The following is a 16,308-nucleotide window of genomic DNA, read 5'->3' as shown; positions in this document are numbered from 1 at the left end:
CGTGGAACCTCGTTCACGCGGAAGGTGCACCCATCGCTGTTGACGGGCCCGTGCTCGTCGTGGGGGGGCTCGACTGTGAAGTGGAGGAGGTGTAGGGGGCATGGGACGCCGGATCGCGCCGCTGACGCTGGACAACCTCGCCGATCTGCCGACGACCTGCCGCTCCTGCGTGTTCTGGGAGCTGGACCCGGTCAGCGGGAGGGCGGCCGTGGAGTCGGGGAAGCCGGAGGCGGAGAAGGAGGGGTGGATCTCCGCCGTCCTGCTGGAGTGGGGCTCCTGCGGCCGGATCGTCTACGTGGACGACCAGCCCGCCGGCTTCGTGCTGTACGCGCCGCCCGCGTACGTGCCCCGCTCGCAGTCCTTTCCGACGAGCCCGGTCTCGCCGGACGCCGTTCAGCTGATGATCAGCCGGGTGCTGCCGGGCTATCAGGGGCAGGGGCTCGGCCGGGTGCTGGTGCAGACCGTGGCCAAGGACCTCGTCGGACGAGGGGTCCGGGCGATCGAGGCGTTCGGCGCCGCCGGGCGGGTGCCGATCAGCTGCGTGCTGCCGGCGGACCACCTGCTGGCGGTCGGCTTCAAGACCGTCCGGCCGCATCCGCGCTACCCGCGGCTGCGGCTCGAGGCGCGCTCCACGCTCTCCTGGCGCGGTGACGTGGAGGGGGCGCTGGAGCGGCTGCTCGGTGGTGGCCGCAAGGAGCCGGCGCTGCGGCCGTTCTGAGCGGGCGCCGGAGGAAGAGTGCCGGAACGACCGAGGCGGTGTTCCCCGGCAAGGGGAACACCGCCTCGGTGGTGCTCGACGAGCGCTGGGCCTAGTACAGGCCGTCCAGCTCGCGCAGGAGCGCGGCCTTCGGCCGGGCGCCGGTGATCTGCTTCACGGGCTGGCCGCCCTTGTACAGGATCAGGGTCGGGATCGAGATGACGTTGTACTCGGCGGCGGTCAGCTGGTTGGCGTCCACGTCGAGCTTGGCGATGGTCAGGTTCTCGCCGTACTCCTTGGCGATCTCCTCCAGGGCCGGGGCGACCTGGCGGCACGGGCCGCACCAGGTGGCCCAGAAGTCGACCAGGACGGGCTTGTCGCTCTCCAGGACCTCGGCTGCGAACGTCGCGTCGGTGACGGTGATGGTGGCGCCGGCCACGGGAACTCCTCGGGTAGAGGGCGGAGGGGGTGCTGCCAGGAGAACAACGCGGGGGGTCGTTGTGTTTCCGCCTGGCGGGGGCGGGGGTGTTCCACGTGGAACACCCCCGTGGGGGAGGAGGGAGGGTCAGACCGTCACGGCGGCGGCCTTGGCCTCCAGGTCGTCCAGCGAGGCGAGGTAGCGCTCGGCGTCCAGCGCGGAGGAGCAGCCGGTGCCGGCGGCGGTGATCGCCTGGCGGTAGGTGTGGTCGACGACGTCGCCCGCGGCGAAGACGCCGGGGATGTTGGTGCGGGTCGAGGGGGACTCGACCTTGAGGTAGCCCTCGTCGTCGAGGTCCAGCTGGCCCTTGAAGAGCTCGGTGCGCGGGTCGTGGCCGATCGCGATGAACAGGCCCGTGACGTCCAGCTCGCGGGTCTCGCCGGAAGTGGTGTCGCGCAGGGTGACGCCGCTCAGCTTCGGGTCGCCGTGGATGGCCTCGACGGCGCTGTTCCACTCGAAGCGGATCTTCGGGTCGGCGAAGGCGCGCTCCTGCATCGCCTTGGAGGCGCGCAGGGAGTCCCGGCGGTGGATGATCGTGACGCTGCGGGCGAAGCGCGAGAGGAAGGTCGCCTCCTCCAGGGCCGTGTCGCCGCCGCCGACCACCGCGATGTCCTGGTCGCGGAAGAAGAAGCCGTCGCAGGTCGCGCACCAGGAGACGCCGCGGCCGGAGAGCTTGTCCTCGTTCGGCAGGCCGAGCTTGCGGTGCTGCGAGCCGGTGGTGACGATCACCGCGCGGGCCTTGTGGACGTTGCCTTCGGAGTCGGTGACGGTCTTCACGTCGCCGGTGAGGTCGACGGAGACGATGTCGTCCGGGACGAGCTCGGCGCCGAACTTCTCGGCCTGTGCCCGCATGTTGTCCATCAGCTCGGGGCCCATGATGCCGTCCCGGAAGCCCGGGAAGTTCTCGACCTCGGTGGTGTTCATCAGCGCGCCACCGGCGGTGACGGCCCCCTCGAACACCAGGGGCTTGAGGGAGGCACGGGCCGTGTAGAGCGCAGCCGTGTACCCGGCCGGGCCGGAACCGATGATGATCACGTTACGGACGTCGCTCACTGCTTCTCCTGGTTCGCATCGCGACCCGCGTTAGCTGCGGGGAGGGCGGTCCTGCTCCGCCGCCCGGGACAACGACTGACCAGTCTCCCGCATTCCCAGACGGATCAGTACCAGGTGCCCGAACTTCGGGAGCGTCGCGCCGTTCCCGTCGTCGATCGCACGGGAACGGTCCGGCTCCGCCCCCTCAGTGGACGGCGACCGTCCGGTGCAGCAGGACGGGGCCGCAACCGGGGGAGCGCAGGTAGACCTCGGCCTTCGACCGGTCCCCGGGGAAGGGGTAGACCAGCACCTCGACCGGGGAGCCCGCGTACGTGCCCCGGTCGGTGGCCAGCGGCACCCCGGTGGCGCCGGCCACCGGGCAGGCGGTGGGGTCGGTGGAGGGCGAGGCCAGGGAGGGCTGCTCGGGGCGGCCGTCGCCGGGCTGCGCGGCGGAGGAGCGCAGGCCCGGTTCGGCGGGCGGCTGCGTGGAGGTCGCGCCGGAGCGGGCCAGCAGCTGCCCGACCTGGAGGGTGAGCTGGTCCTCGCGGTAGACGGTGGTGCCGGGAGCCTGGTCGGCCCTGGCCGCCGCACCGGAGGGGGCCGCGGCCGCCTTGACCGGTCCGTCGGCCGTGCTGCTGCCCGTGCGGTCCTCGCCGCGCAGGGTCAGGGAGCCGATCAGGCCGACGGCGGCCACCGCGGCGGCCGCACCGGCCAGCAGGCCGAGGCGCCTCCGCCAGGGCTTCCGGGAGCGGCCGGGGCCGGTGGTGGACGCGGCGGGGCGCCCCGGCGGCGCGGTGGGCGGACGCGGAGCGGCGGGCTCGGTGACGGCGGCTGCGGTCGTGGCCGTGGCCGTGGCAGCGGCGGTCGTGGCCGCCGCTTCGGCGAGCGCGGCGTCCAGGCGGGCGGCGACGTCGGCGGGCATCGGCGGGGTCTCGACGGCGCCGAGCAGGTCCCGCACCTCGGCGAGCGCCTCGACGGTCTCGCGGCACTCGTCGCAGTCGTCCACGTGCCGCCACAGCGCCTCGGCGGCGTCGGCGGGCTCGACCAGTCCTTCGGCGAGGTCGGCCAGCTCGTCGACGGCGGGGTGGGCCCCGGCGGAACCGGAGGAGGAGAGGGGGGCGCTCATCGCGGGCTCACGTCTCCTTCCAGAATCGTCCGGCCGGTGTTCTGGCCTGTCCCTGTGACGGTGCGGGGGCCGGTCGGGTTCCCCCGGGCGGCCGGTCGCGGCGGCGTTCCACGCGGTGTTCCACGTGAAACATCCGGGCCGCCCGGGCCTGCGGACCCGTCCGAGGGCTCCCGCAGGTGCCGCACCAGGGGCAGCAGCCGGGCCCGCCCGCGGGCGCAGCGGCTCTTCACCGTGCCGACCGGGACGCCCAGCAGCTCGGCGGCCTCGGCGACGGGGTACCCCTGCATGTCGACCAGGACCAGCGCCGCCCGCTGTTCGGCGGGGAGCGAGGCGAGCGCGGCCGTCAGCTCGCGCCGGACCTCCGCCCGCTCCACCGGGGAGTCGGCGGGCTCGGAGGTACCCACGAGGGTGTCCAGCTGGTCCTCGTCCAGCGGGGTGGTGCGGCGGGTGGCGCTGCGCCGGGCGCGGTCCAGACAGGCGTTGACGACGATCCGGTGCAGCCAGGTCGTGACGGCCGAGCGGCCCTGGAAGCCGGATGCCGCCCGGAAGGCGGAGACCAGGGCGTCCTGGAGGGCGTCGGCGGCCTCCTCGCGGTCGCCCAGGGTGCGCAGGGCGACCGCCCAGAGTCGGTCGCGGTGGCGGTTAACCAGCTGCCCGAAGGCGTCCGGGTCGCCGGCGACGTGTCGGGCGAGAAGCGTCGCGTCGTCGTCCGCCACTCTGCGACCCCCTGATTCCTCGTACCGGCCGTGCGGAACGTCCGTCAGCCGAAGACCTTGACCTCGGCGACGTGGCCGCGGAACTTCTGGTCGCTATCCTTCGGCAGAGCGGTCAGCCAGATCAAGACGTAACGCGTGGTGGTCGGGCCGTCGAGGGTGAAATTGGCGTTGTCGCCGCTCTTCCTGCCGCCCGCGACCACCGTGTAGGAGGTCAGCGGGGCCTTCTCCGGGTCCGTGGCGGCCTGGCTGTTCGGAATCCGCAGTTCGGCCGTGGTGGCGCCGACGAACTGGACGCTCACCGAGCTGACGGCCTGCGGTGTGCCGAGGTCGATCAGCAGCCCGGTGCCGTCCTTGAAGCCGCCCGGGGCGAACTGGTCGTCGTAGCCGAAGGTGGGCCAGTCGGTGTTGGGGTCGCCGTCGATCGCCCGGGGGAGGGCCCACACGGAGGCCGGGTCGGCCTTCGGGTTGTACGAGATGGCCGCCTTCGGCTGGATCGGCACCGGGGCGTGGGGCGTGGTGTTCTGGGGCGTCGGCGCGGTGCTGGTGATCGTGTGGTGGGGGGCGGCGGCGGGCTGCCCGTTGTTGCGCAGGTGGCCGACGAACTGCCAGGAGGCGACGCCGATCGCGCCCAGCGCGACCGTCCAGGCCGTTGCCTTGACGGCCCGCCGCAGCCGCCGCCGGGTGCGCCGGGCGGAGGTGGGGCGGGAGGTGGCGGGCAGCGGGGCGACGGCGTGGTCGGCGACCCGGGCAGGGGTGGGCGCGGTGGGCAGCGCGTGGGTGTTGTGCCGGGGCGGGGGCGTGAAGGCCGGCAGCTCGGGCTCGGGCTGGCGGATGCGGGGCATCCGGGCGATCACCCGGGCCAGCTCCTCCGGGGTGGTGATCGGCTCGGCGTGGTGCGGCGGGTGGTCGAACAGGGCGCGCGCGGCGAGCTCGGACAGGCCCTTGTGGACCCCGGCGCGGATCTGGTCCGGCGCGGCGTTCTGGAGGTCCTTGGGCAGGCCCTTGAGGTCGTAGCGGTCCTCGGGGTACGGCCAGCGGTGGGTGAGCGCGGCGTAGAGCAGGGTGCCGATCGCGCGGGTGTCGGCGCGGGCGGCGTCCTCCTCGGTGTCCTCGGCGGGCAGCCCGCGCAGCGCGGCGTCCACGGCGATGCCGTTGATCCGGTACTGGCCGCTGTCGGTGCGCAGGACGCAGCGCGGGGTGAGCCGCAGGTGGGCCTGGCCGCGCCGGTGGGCGGCGGCGACGGCGTCGGTGACCTGGCGGACCATCTGGTACGCCTCGTGCGGCTCCATCGGGCCGTTGGCGAGCAGCCGGGCCAGGTCGGAGGCGTGCGGCAGCCACTCCCGGACGACGTAGACCAGCTCGCCCTCCTGGACCGCGTCCAGCACCTGGACGAAGCGCGGGTCGCCGAGCAGGGCGGCGGACTTGGCGGCGGCGAGCACCTTGCGGGCCCGCTGGTGGCCGGAGGCCATCAGGTGGACGCCCACGGCCCGCCGGAGCTTCTCGTCGACGGCGCGCCAGCTGCTGAAGGTCTCGGTCTGGGAGATGCACTCCTCCAGCCGGTACCGGTTGCCGATCTTGTCCCCGCTGTGCCGTATCGGGGCCGGGAGGGTGCGCGGCAGGGTGGCGGTGTCGCGCGGGTCGAGGGTGGGCTGAGGGTCGGTGGGGACGCGTTCGGCGCGCCCGGCGGCCGGGGTGGCGGCGGGCTTCTTCCGGGGGGTGCCGGCGGCCAGTTCGGCGGCGATCTCGCGGACGGAGAGCGGCGCGGTGATCTCGGAGGTCTCCTCGCCGGAGACGGCGCCCCCGCCGTCCCCGTCGTCCTCGGAAACGTCCGCCGCCGCGTCAGCTGCTGACGTGTCGACGACCGCCTTGGTGCCATCAGCCACCGTGGTCCTGCCTCCCCTTGTGTCGCCCCGGCCTGAGAGAGTCGCTGGAGCACTGGGGGTTGGCCGCCCGGTGCTCCAAGACAATTGTGCCCACTCTTCTCCACCGGGTACGACCGCTGAGGCGTCCACTCGGTTGCGCGGGGGTGGAGAGATGTGGTGCAGATTCGACACCGGGCCGACATCGGCGCCGTTCCCGGGGTACGGGGGCGGGGCCGGCACGGTGCGCGGCCGGACGGGCGGAGGAGCCGCTGGCTCCCGTTGACGCCCGGTCAGGGCGCCCGCTCGTCCGGCCGGTCGGTACGAGGGTCAGCGGCCGAGTCGGCCGCGAACCATGCCCAGCATGGCGTTCAGCTCCTCGATCCGCAGCCGCTTCGCGATGAACGCGAAGACCAGCAGCTGCAGACCGCCGCCGAGGACCACCGAGGCCACGCTGCCCCACCAGCCGCCCAGCACCTGCTGGGCGCCCAGGCTGACGGCGAGACCGACCACCGCGGCCGGCACGCAGGCGGCGGCCAGTCGGCTGTAGGTCTTGCCGATGCGCTTGGTGTCCAGCCCGCCGATGCGCCGCTTCAGCTTCGGCACGGCGACCGTCACCCCGACGGCGTAGGCCAGGCCGTAGCCGAAGGCCATGCCGGTCACCGTCCACTGGGCCGGCAGGACGAACCAGCAGAGCACCGAGAAGGCGGCCTGACAGACCGCCACCCAGACGGTGTTGGTGAACGGCGTCCGGGTGTCCTCGTAGGCGTAGAAGCCGCGCAGCATCACGTACTGCGCCGAGTAGGGGATCAGCCCGAGCGCGAACGCGGAGAGCATCAGGCCGACGTTGGTCGCGTTGGCCAGGGTGGTCTCGCCGCCGCCGACGCCGTAGATCGACCGGCCGATGGCCGGGCCCAGTGCCAGGAACAGGAAGGCGCCCGGGACGATCGCCACCGCGCTGGTGCGCAGCCCGTACGAGATGTCGTCGCGCACCGCCCCGGCGTCCTCGTCGGCCGCCGCCCGGGAGAGCCGGGGGAGCACCGCGCTCATGATCGAGACGGTGATGACGGCCTGCGGGAGCTGCCAGATCAGCAGGGCGTTGGAGAAGGCCGCGAGGCCGACGCCGCCGTGCCCGCCGTCCTCGGCGGCGCTGCCGGCCGCGGTGGCGAGCTGGGTGATGACCAGGAAGCCGGCCTGGTTGGCGAGGACGAACAGGAAGGTCCACTTGGCCAGCCGGGCGGCCTTGCCCAGGCCGTGGCCGCGCCAGTCGAAGCGCGGCCGATAGTGGAAGCCGGCGGCCCGCAGGTACGGGATCATCGCCAGCGCCTGGACGACGAGGCCGATCAGGGTGCCGAGGCCGAGCAGCCGTACGCCCTCGGGGGAGATGCCCTCGGGGGTGACCTTGGTGCCGTTGAAGCCGCCGTAGACCCAGATGTACGCGGCGAAGGTGAAGATCACCACGACGTTGTTGAGGACCGGGGTCCACATCATCGCGCCGAAGCGGCCACGGGCGTTGAGGACCTGGCCCATCACCACGTGGATGCCCATGAAGAAGATGGTCGGCAGGCAGTACCGGGCCAGCGCCACGGTGGTGTCGGCCCGGGCCGGGTTCTCCATCATCGGGTGGGCGATCATCTGCACCAGCAGCGGAGCCCCGAGCACGGCCAGGAACACCACGCCGCCGAGCCCGACCATCACCAGGGTGAGCAGCCGGCTGGCGTAGGCGGTGCCGCCGTCCTCGTCGTTCTTCATGCTGCGCACCAGCTGCGGCACGAAGACGGCATTGAGCGCGCCGCCGCCGATGAGGATGTACAGCAGGGTGGGCAGGGTGTTCGCGGAGTTGTAGGAGTCACCCATGGTCCCGATGCCGATGGCGCCGGCGATGACCATCGTGCGGACGAAGCCGGTGCCGCGCGAGACCAGGGTGCCGGCCGCCATGATCGCGCTGGAGTTCAGCAGCGAGGCGACCTTGCCGCCACCGCCGCTCGACGCCGGGGCGGCCGGGGCGGGGGTCTCGGAGGCGTGCTCCTCGGCGAGGTCGGTGGGTGGTTCGACGGCCGGGGGCACCGCGACGGCGGCCACCTGCATGGTGGCCTCCTCCTCGGACAGCGGCGGGTCGAACTCGATCGGCGGCACGAAGGGGCGCTGGCCGCCCTGGCCCCCATGGCCGTGCTGCCCACCGTGACCGTCCGGGCCGCCGTGCTGCGGCTGCCCCGGGTAGCCGCCCATCGGCGGGTACGGGGTGGCCGGTGCGACGGGCGGGGCCACGGGTGCCGGGGCGGGCTGGGGCACCGGCGGCGGGGAGGCGACGGCCTCCGCCGGCGGGGCGGCGCCGAACAGCGCGTCCACCCCGACGTACTCGGTGGTCTCGGTGTCCCAGGCCGAGTGTGCCGGGCCAGGCTCCCACTGCTGCGGGGGCTGCTGGGCCCCGGCCCACTGACCGCCGGCCGCCGGAGCCTGCTGCTCCTGCTGCCAGGCGGGCTGCGCCTGCTGCACGGGCTGCACGGGCTGGACAGGCTGGACGGGCTGCGCCGGAGTGTCCCAGCCGGGCTGCACCGGCGGCACGGGCGGCGAGTACGGCGCCGGGGCCGGGAACGGCGTGGCCGCCGGGACCGGCGTCGGGTAGCCGCCCGCCTGCGGCGGCAGCTGGGGTGGCACGTCGTACGCGGCGGGCGGCTGCTGCGGCGCGGCCGGGTGCCCGGCCCGCAGGCCGTACGGGTCCTGGCCCTCCTGCGGGCCCTGGTACGCGTCGGCCGCGTACGGGTCCTGCGCGTAGGTGTCCGCCACGTACCAGTCGCCGGACGGCGACTCGGCGCCCGGCCGGCTCTCGGCGCGGCCCGGCGGCCGCTCCTCGCTGCGCCCGGTCATGTCACCTCTTCGCTGTCGTGGGGGAGGCCGGCCCGGCATCGCGGGTGGTCGGCGGTATCAAGGACCAACCTTCTCATCACCGGAGGTCCGATCCCGGCCATCGGCGCCGTCCTCGTCCGGTGTCCGATCGGGAGAGCCGTCGGTGCCGTCCTCCTCCGGGGCGTCGTCGTCCTCCGGGGAGGGCTCCTCGGCCCCGGCCGCCGCCGGGGCGTCGTCGACCGGCTGGTCGCCGTCCTCGTGCGGCCGCCCGGCGCGGCGCTTGCGCTGGCGGACGAAGCGCAGCGCGGCCAGCAGCAGCAGGACGCCGGCGCCCGCGAAGACGTACAGCACGCCGTTGGTCACCGAGGTGACCTCGACCGTGAACCGCTGGGCGTCGCCGTACGGCTGGGGGTTCGGGCCGGTGGTCCACAGCTGGGCCCACACGTAGACCGGGCCGTTGTTCTGCGCCTCGGCCTGGTACCGCAGGGTGACGCTCTGAGCGGCGGGGAGGACCAGTTCCTCCGGCTGGCCCACCTTCAGCCGGTTGGGCTGGGTGGAGGTGAGCACCAGCTTGAGGTTGGTGACGGTCTGGGTGAGGTCGTTGCGGACGCTGACCTGGAGCTGGCCGGTGTTCCCGGCCAGGGTGACCGAGGTCTTCTGGGGCACCCTGACGGCGTTGCGAAGGTCCTTGAGGTAGCCGGTGACACCCGTGCGGTAGGCGACGCCGGTCGGGGCCTCGCCGCGCCACTGGGTGGACAGCGAGCGGACCATCGCCGCGCTGAACGGGCCGCGCACCCGCTGCGGCAGGGTGAGCACCCGCATCAGCACGTCCAGGTCGCGCTGGATGCCGTCGGTGGCGCTGAGGTCGGCGGCGGACAGCTCGGAGGCCCTGGCCTGGGTGGGGTAGTCGGTCGGGGCCGGGACACCGGTGCCGGCCTTCGGGTCCGGTGCGGACTGGGTCAGCACGTCCAGCTTGACCGGGGTGATCCACTTGTCGGTGGCCGTCTGCAGGACGTTCGCCAGGAGCTTGGCCGTGGTGACCGACAGCTCGCGCGGCGGCATGATCAGCAGGCCCCGCTGGTTCTGCGGCTGCTCGTGGGTGATCGCGTACGTCTCGGCGAGGAGGCGCTGGGTCGTCAGGGTCTGTGCCTGCGGGTTGCTGAGGTCGCCCTGGATCAGGCCGGAGACGGTCTCGTCGGCGACCACCGCGCTCTGCCCGGTGCCGATCGGCCGGACGGCCGTCGGGGTGTAGGTGAGGGCGTCCGGCTCCGGCACGCTGGCGCCGTTGACCAGGAGGAGGCCGTTGCCCGCCTGCTGGGAGATGCCGGCGATCTGCTGGTCGAGGTAGCCCTGGTAGGGCCAGGCCACGTCGGAGCGGGTGTCCACGGAGAGCCGGCCCTCGACGGTCAGCCGGCCGGCCGTGGCGGCCTTGTTCAGCGCGGTGCCCATCCCGGGCAGGTCGGCCCCGTTGTGCGCGATGGAGGCGAGGTCCGGGTCGGCGTACGGCAGCGACAGCACCTGGCTGCCGGACTTGGCGACGGCGGCGCGCAGTTTCTCCAGCCAGGCCGTGGCGGCGGCCGTCCCGGTGCCGGCGACGGTGTTGTCCTCCCGGGCGGGCTTGCCGGCCGGGGAGCCGGGCTTCTGCACCCGGTACTGCTTGTTGGTCATCGCGAAGGCGGTGTCCAGCAGGTCGGGGTCGACGACCCAGGTCAGCCCCGGCAGCTTGGAGCCGGTGTCGACCAGCTCGTACAGCCGCCCGCCCGGCGCGAACTCGGCGGCCAGGTCGTCGTTGCGCAGCACCGGGACGGCCTGGTCGTTGTCGGAGAACGTCTGCGCGACCAGCACCGGCGCGTGCACCAGCGGCCACAGGGTGGTGACCTTGGTCGGCTGGGCGTCGCCGCCCGGGTTGAACGGCAGGAAGGTGCGGGCGATGCCCAGCGGCCGCTCGCGCGAGCTGTCGGCGGTGGAGCCCGTGACGCTCACCGCGAGCTCGTAGACGCCGCTCTCGGAGAGCCCGAGGTCGTTCACGGCGACGCTCAGCGTGTACGCCTGGCTCTGGCCCGGGGCCAGCTCCGGCAGGGCGTACTGGGGGCTGTCCAGCTCGATGCCGTCCGTGTTGAGGAGGGGGCCGCGGCCGGCCACGTTGCCCAGCTCGCTGCGCCGCTGCAGCGGCTTGCCGGAGTTGGGCTTGCGGACGGCCGCGTGGGCCGCCTTGAGCGCCGACTTCCCGGTGTTGGTGACGTGCCCGCTGATCGCCACGTTGCCGCCCGGGGAGGCCACCAGCGGCGCCACGGCCTCGATGGTCGTCACGACCGGGTACTCGGCGGTGGTCGTGCCGGCCTCCGTGGGCCGGGTGCCGCCTCCGGTGGTGAGGGCCACCGCGGGGGCGCTCGGCAGGAGGGTCAGCGCCGCCGCGAGGGCGACGGCCAGGCGCCTGGCCGCGCGTCGCCCCCGGCTCGGCCGCGGAGCCGGGTGTCCGGCCCGTCCGGGCCGTCGTCGTGCCCCCTGGTCCGAGTGCCGTGCAGGCTCACTCACTCGTTCCGCCCTCGCCGTTCTCGATCGCTCGCTGCTGATGGGTGACCGCCCGGCGTGGCCCGCCCGACGTGATGCACTCGACGCTGTCCGCCGCACTGCCGCCGGGAGGTTCCGCCGGCCGCCGCGACGCGTGACACCGCATCCCCTGTCCGGTGCCCGAGACTCGTCCACCGGCATGGTAACGATGCAGCCCGGCGTGCAGTGTTGCGGGCTCTGGGGTGAGACGCTCGAAACGCGCGGGCGGTTGACCTGCCGGGGCACGTACCCTTGTGAGCCGTGTCCACTGCCAATGAGTCCACCGCGCACACCGACCCTTCCAGCACCGCCGCCCAGGTCGCCCCAGGGCTGAGCGCGGCCCAGACGATGGGTCTGCAAGAGCTGCTGCGGGTGTCGCCGGTGGCCGACGAGGTCGCCCGCCGGTTCCAGACGGCCGGTCACCGGCTGGCACTGGTCGGCGGCTCGGTGCGCGACGCTCTGCTCGGCCGGCTCGGCAACGACCTGGACTTCACCACCGACGCCCGCCCGCAGCAGGTCCTCAAGCTGGTCAAGGGCTGGGCGGACGCGGTCTGGGACGTCGGCATCGCCTTCGGCACGGTCGGCGCCCGCAAGGACACCGCCGAGGGGTCCTTCCTGATCGAGATCACCACCTACCGTTCCGAGGCGTACGACCGCACCTCCCGCAAGCCCGAGGTCAGCTACGGCGACTCCATCGAGGAGGACCTCGTCCGCCGGGACTTCACGGTCAACGCGATGGCCGTCGACCTGCCCGGGCGCGGCTTCGTCGACCCGCACGGCGGCCTGGAGGACCTGGAGGCCCGGGTGCTGCGCACCCCCGCCACCCCGGAGGAGTCCTTCTCGGACGACCCGCTGCGGATGATGCGCGCCGCCCGCTTCGCCGCCCAGCTGGACTTCGACCCGGCGCCCGAGGTGGTCGCCGCGATGACGGCGATGGCCGAGCGGATCACCATCGTCTCGGCCGAGCGCGTCCAGGCCGAGCTGAACAAGCTGCTGCTCGCCGATCACCCGGTGAAGGGCCTGCGGCTGCTGGTCGACACGGGCCTGGCGGGGTTCGTGCTGCCCGAACTGCCCGCGCTGCGGCTGGAGGCCGACGAGCACCACCGGCACAAGGACGTCTACGAGCACTCGCTGACCGTCCTGGAGCAGGCCATCGCCCTGGAGCAGGACGGCCCGGACCTCGCCCTGCGCCTGGCCGCGCTGCTGCACGACATCGGCAAGCCGCGTACCCGCCGCTTCGAGTCGGACGGCCGGGTCTCCTTCCACCACCACGAGGTGGTCGGCGCCAAGATGACCCGCAAGCGGATGCGGGAGCTCAAGTACTCCAAGGAGCTCACCGAGGACGTCTCGCGCCTGGTCGAGCTCCACCTGCGCTTCCACGGCTACGGCGGCGGCGAGTGGACGGACTCCGCGGTGCGCCGCTACGTCACCGACGCGGGCCCGCTGCTGGAGCGGCTGCACAAGCTGACCCGCTCGGACTGCACCACCCGCAACCGGAAGAAGGCGGCCGCGCTCTCGCGCACCTACGACGGCCTGGAGCAGCGCATCTCCGAGCTCAAGGCGCAGGAGGAGCTGGACGCCGTCCGCCCGGCGCTGGACGGCAACCAGATCATGGAGCTGCTCGGCATCAAGCCCGGGCCGATGGTCGGCAAGGCGTACAAGCACATGCTCGAACTGCGCCTGGAGCACGGCCCGATGGAGCCGGACGAGGCGGTCGCCGCGCTGCGCGCCTGGTGGGCGGAGCAGCCGCAGGGCTGAGCCCCGCGCACGTGAACGGGGGGTGGACCGGAACCGGTCCACCCCCCGTTCCCCGTACGGCGCCTCAGCTGTTGACCGCCCGCAGGCACAGGACGTAGTCCAGCGCCGGGAGGGCGGGGTGCTTGCTGGTGTACCAGCCGTTGGCCTTCGGCTGCTTGTCGCAGACCGTGTGGTCGGACGTGGCCGTGTACTTGTAGATCACCTTGTACTGGGCCTTGGCGTCCGTGCAGGGCAGGATCGCGACCTTCGGGTTGGAGTCCTCGGTGGCCCCGGTGTCGCCGTTCTCGTTGCGCAGGCAGTCACCGACCTTGGCGTCGTCCGCCGGGTTGAGCGGCTTCGGCGTGTACGGCGTGATGGTGGGGCTGGGCAGCGGCCTCGGGGTGTAGGGCGGGATGGTGTAGGTCGGGCTGGGCAGCGGCGGGATGGTGTACCGGCTCGGGCTCGACACCGGGTCGACGACGACGTGGGTGTCGTCGCCCTTGTGGTCGAACACCCCTCCGGCCACCAGCAGCAGGGCGATCACCAGCGAGCCCGGCAGCAGCAGCATCGCCATGTGCGGCCGACGGCCCAGCGGGACGCCCGGGTCCAGCTGCGGGCCGTGGGTGCCGGGGACCGGCGGCGGCAGCTTCTTGATCTTGCTGTTGGCGAAGGCGTTCATCAACAGGGTGATGGGCGTCAGGACCATGGAGATCCAGCCCCACCAGCCCTGGACGAGCGTGCGGGCCGACATGTCGCGCACCGTCGCCGTGCCGCAGGTGCGGCAGAACGGGCCGGGCATCCGCAGCATCCGGTACCAGAGCACCATGCCCTGGTGGCCGCGCACGTTGGTCTCCACGGCCGGCATGCCGCCGCAGAACCGGCAGGCGGGCCCGTCCATCGGCGGCGGGTAGCCGTAGCCGTCGCCACCCCCGAAACCGCCTCCGTAGCCCCCGCCGTAGCCGCCGCCGTAGTCGTAACCGGCCGGCGGGGGCGGGGCGCCGTACGGCTGCTGGGGCGGCGGCGGGGCGCTCGGGTAGCCGTACCCGGGCGGGTTGGGCGGGCCCTGCGGGGGCGGGGCCGGCGGGCCGTAGGGGTTGCCGGAGGAGTACGGGTTGCCGTCACCGGGCGGCGGAGCGCCGTACGGCATCGGCGGCGGCGGAACGGACAAGGGATCCCCCAGGAACGTCGTTTCGGAAAACTCAGGTCTTCTTGACCGGCGGCGTGCCGACGGCGGGTGTGAGCGGGCCGAGGCAGAGCACGTACCGCTTCTTGTTCCAGCGGCGGCCACTCTTGCCGGAGTAGGCGTCGGTGGACCGTGGATCGGGTCGGCACTTGCCGACGTCTCCGGTGTTCTCGAACTTCGACAGTACGCGCCGATTCGCCTTCGAATCACTGCACTTGACGATCTCGATCGATCGGGAGCCGCTGATCCGGACGCAGTCGCCGGGCTTGGCGCTGCTCACGCTCGGGCCGGCCACGAAGTAGCCGACCGCGAGGGCGCCGCAGGCGCCGATCGCGCCGAGGATCCGCAGCTTGCCGCGGCCACGCCTGGCGGGCCGGGCCGGCGGTGCGCCCACCGGCGCGTAGCCGTACGGCTGCTGCTGCCCGTACGGCGGCTGGGGCGGCGGGGGCTGCTGCCCGTACGGAGGCTGCTGCCCGTACGGGGGGTGGCCGTACGCGGGCTGCGGCGGTGGTCCGTACCCGGGCGCGGGTTGGCCGTAGGCGGGCGGCGGGGGCCCGAAACCCGGCGGGCCGGGCTGGGGCCCGGGCGGCGGCGGGGCGTACCCGGCGGGCGGAGGCCCGTACGGGCCGGGCGGTGTGCTCATCAGTTCGTCCCCCGAAACCGAGTACTGGCGCTGCGACAGGTCTGACGTACCTTAGCGAGTCGTTCCGACGCAATCCGTCGAGAGGCCCCGGGGGAGGCGGGCGGGGCAGGTCAGTGGGGGAGCGGGGCGCTCCGGCGCGCGGCGAGCAGGTAGAGCGCGGCGGTGAGCGCGTACACCCCCGCCACCGCGACGACCACCGCCGCCGAGCGGCCGGACAGCGGCAGCACCAGCGCGGTGACCAGGGCGGCGGCCACGAAGGCCACGTTGAACAGCACGTCGTAGATGGCGAACACGCGGCCGCGGTACTCGTCCTCGACCGACTCCTGAACCAGGGTGTCGGCGCAGATCTTGGTGCCCTGGGTGACCACCCCGAGCAGCAGTGCGGCGATCAGGCAGGGCACCAGGCTGAAGCTCAGGCCGAGCGCGGGGACGAAGACCACCGGGGCGACCAGGCAGGTCGTCATCCACCCGGCCAGGCCCATCCTCCGGGTGCACCAGGGGCTGACCAGGGCGGCGACGAAGAAGCCGGCGGCGGAGAAGGCGACCGCCTGGCCGAGGGTGACCAGGCCGTCCGCGGGCTTGGCCGGGTCGTTGAAGGTGTAGCGGGCGAGCGTCACCACGACCACGATCAGCACGCCGTAGCAGAACCGGGCCGCGGTGACGGCGGCCAGCGCGTGCACGGCGGGCCGGCAGTCCCGGACGAGGTGGCGCAGGGCCGCGCGGAGTTCCACGGCGGCGCGCACCAGCGCCTGACCGAGCTTCGGGTGGTCGTCGCGGGGCTCGGGCCCGAGGAGGTCGCGGTCCATCCGGCGGGCGGTCAGCGCGGCCGACAGGTAGAGCAGCGAGGCGACCGTGACCAGGGCGGCGTCCGCCTTCGGGCCGGGGTTCATCACCTGGTGCAGCAGGAAGCCGACGGCTCCGCCCGTGGCGGCGGCGACCGAACCGAGGGTGGGGGAGAGCGCGTTGGCGGTGACCAGGTGGTCCTGCACCACCACCCGGGGCAGGGCGGCGGAGAGGCCGGCCAGGATGAACCGGTTGAGCGCGGTGACCAGCAGGGCGGAGGCGATGAACATCCAGTGCGGCGCCTCGGCCAGGAGCAGCGCGCCGGTGGCCAGGCCCAGCCCGAAGCGGGCCAGGTTGCCGAAGTACAGGACCTGGCGGCGGCGCCAGCGGTCGAGCAGCACCCCGGCGAACGGGCCGATCACCGAGAACGGCAGCAGCATCCCGGCGAGCACGGTGGCGATGTCGGTGGGGGAGGACTGCTTCTCGGGGGAGAAGACCACGTAGGCGGCGAGCGAGACCTGGAAGACGCCGTCCGAGAGCTGGGAGAGCACCCGGGCGGTCAGCAGCATCCGGAAGTCACGGCCCCGGAGCAGGTCCAGGAGGGTGGCGCGGTGCGCGGACTGGTGGGTGCTGCCGTTCTCGGTGATCGCCACCCGC

The 16,308-nt window shown here is 73.6% G+C and carries 12 protein-coding genes; 2 read left to right on the top strand and 10 right to left on the bottom strand.

Features of this window, described 5'->3' with window-relative positions; genetic code table 11:
- Nucleotides 1-100: 100 nt before the first annotated feature.
- Nucleotides 101-718 (top strand): GNAT family N-acetyltransferase, encoded by a 618-nt coding sequence (locus IH61_RS0109450; protein WP_031067767.1) that lies wholly within the window; start codon nucleotides 101-103, stop codon nucleotides 716-718.
- A gap of 91 nt (nucleotides 719-809) precedes the next feature.
- On the opposite strand, the gene trxA is transcribed toward IH61_RS0109450, so the two are convergent.
- The 7 genes from trxA to IH61_RS0109415 all read right to left on the bottom strand — a co-directional run bounded on the left by trxA (nucleotide 810) and on the right by IH61_RS0109415 (nucleotide 11,290).
- Nucleotides 810-1,136, bottom strand: a complete 327-nt coding sequence (trxA, locus tag IH61_RS0109445) for a thioredoxin (protein WP_031067764.1) — start codon at nucleotides 1,134-1,136, stop codon at nucleotides 810-812.
- 126 nt (nucleotides 1,137-1,262) lie between these two features.
- The gene (gene trxB, locus IH61_RS0109440) at nucleotides 1,263-2,228 is read right to left on the bottom strand and encodes a thioredoxin-disulfide reductase (RefSeq protein ID WP_031067762.1); all 966 of its coding nucleotides are present in this window, start codon (nucleotides 2,226-2,228) and stop codon (nucleotides 1,263-1,265) included.
- A 184-nt stretch (nucleotides 2,229-2,412) separates the two neighbouring features.
- Nucleotides 2,413-3,333, bottom strand: coding sequence for a hypothetical protein (locus IH61_RS0109435; protein WP_031067759.1), 921 nt, complete (start codon nucleotides 3,331-3,333; stop codon nucleotides 2,413-2,415).
- Nucleotides 3,330-4,049, bottom strand: a complete 720-nt coding sequence (gene sigM / locus IH61_RS0109430) for an RNA polymerase sigma factor SigM (protein ID WP_031067757.1) — start codon at nucleotides 4,047-4,049, stop codon at nucleotides 3,330-3,332. The genes IH61_RS0109435 and sigM overlap by 4 nt, the downstream gene beginning before the upstream one ends.
- 44 nt (nucleotides 4,050-4,093) lie before the next feature.
- Nucleotides 4,094-5,932: a protein kinase family protein gene (locus IH61_RS0109425; RefSeq protein WP_051836655.1), complete on the bottom strand. Its 1,839-nt coding sequence runs from the start codon at nucleotides 5,930-5,932 to the stop codon at nucleotides 4,094-4,096.
- A 306-nt stretch (nucleotides 5,933-6,238) separates the two neighbouring features.
- Entirely contained in the window at nucleotides 6,239-8,776 is a 2,538-nt protein-coding gene (gene murJ, locus IH61_RS40635) for a murein biosynthesis integral membrane protein MurJ (RefSeq protein WP_051836653.1), read from the bottom strand.
- Between the two features lie 57 nt (nucleotides 8,777-8,833).
- A complete protein-coding gene (locus tag IH61_RS0109415) occupies nucleotides 8,834-11,290 on the bottom strand; it encodes a DUF6049 family protein (protein ID WP_158844844.1) in 2,457 nt (818 codons plus the stop codon).
- A 363-nt stretch (nucleotides 11,291-11,653) separates the two neighbouring features.
- Between IH61_RS0109415 and IH61_RS0109410 the strand changes: the two genes are divergently transcribed.
- Nucleotides 11,654-13,063, top strand: coding sequence for a CCA tRNA nucleotidyltransferase (locus IH61_RS0109410; protein WP_031067749.1), 1,410 nt, complete (start codon nucleotides 11,654-11,656; stop codon nucleotides 13,061-13,063).
- A 64-nt stretch (nucleotides 13,064-13,127) separates the two neighbouring features.
- Here the strand turns inward: IH61_RS0109410 and IH61_RS42735 are convergent, their stop codons facing one another.
- The 3 genes from IH61_RS42735 to IH61_RS0109395 all read right to left on the bottom strand — a co-directional run bounded on the left by IH61_RS42735 (nucleotide 13,128) and on the right by IH61_RS0109395 (nucleotide 16,304).
- Complete coding sequence (locus tag IH61_RS42735; protein ID WP_158844841.1) at nucleotides 13,128-14,210, bottom strand: LppU/SCO3897 family protein; 1,083 nt, start codon at nucleotides 14,208-14,210, stop codon at nucleotides 13,128-13,130.
- A gap of 31 nt (nucleotides 14,211-14,241) precedes the next feature.
- Complete coding sequence (locus tag IH61_RS46865) at nucleotides 14,242-14,868, bottom strand: LppU/SCO3897 family protein (protein ID WP_051836647.1); 627 nt, start codon at nucleotides 14,866-14,868, stop codon at nucleotides 14,242-14,244.
- A 110-nt stretch (nucleotides 14,869-14,978) separates the two neighbouring features.
- The gene (locus IH61_RS0109395) at nucleotides 14,979-16,304 is read right to left on the bottom strand and encodes an MFS transporter (RefSeq protein WP_234327099.1); all 1,326 of its coding nucleotides are present in this window, start codon (nucleotides 16,302-16,304) and stop codon (nucleotides 14,979-14,981) included.
- Between the last annotated feature and the right edge of the window lie 4 nt (nucleotides 16,305-16,308).

The organism is Streptomyces sp. NRRL WC-3742 (assembly GCF_000720635.1).
Classification (GTDB): Bacteria; Actinomycetota; Actinomycetes; order Streptomycetales; family Streptomycetaceae; genus Kitasatospora.
The sequence above is the reverse complement of the archived record's forward strand: the minus strand, read 5'-3'. Positions and strand labels throughout refer to the sequence as shown.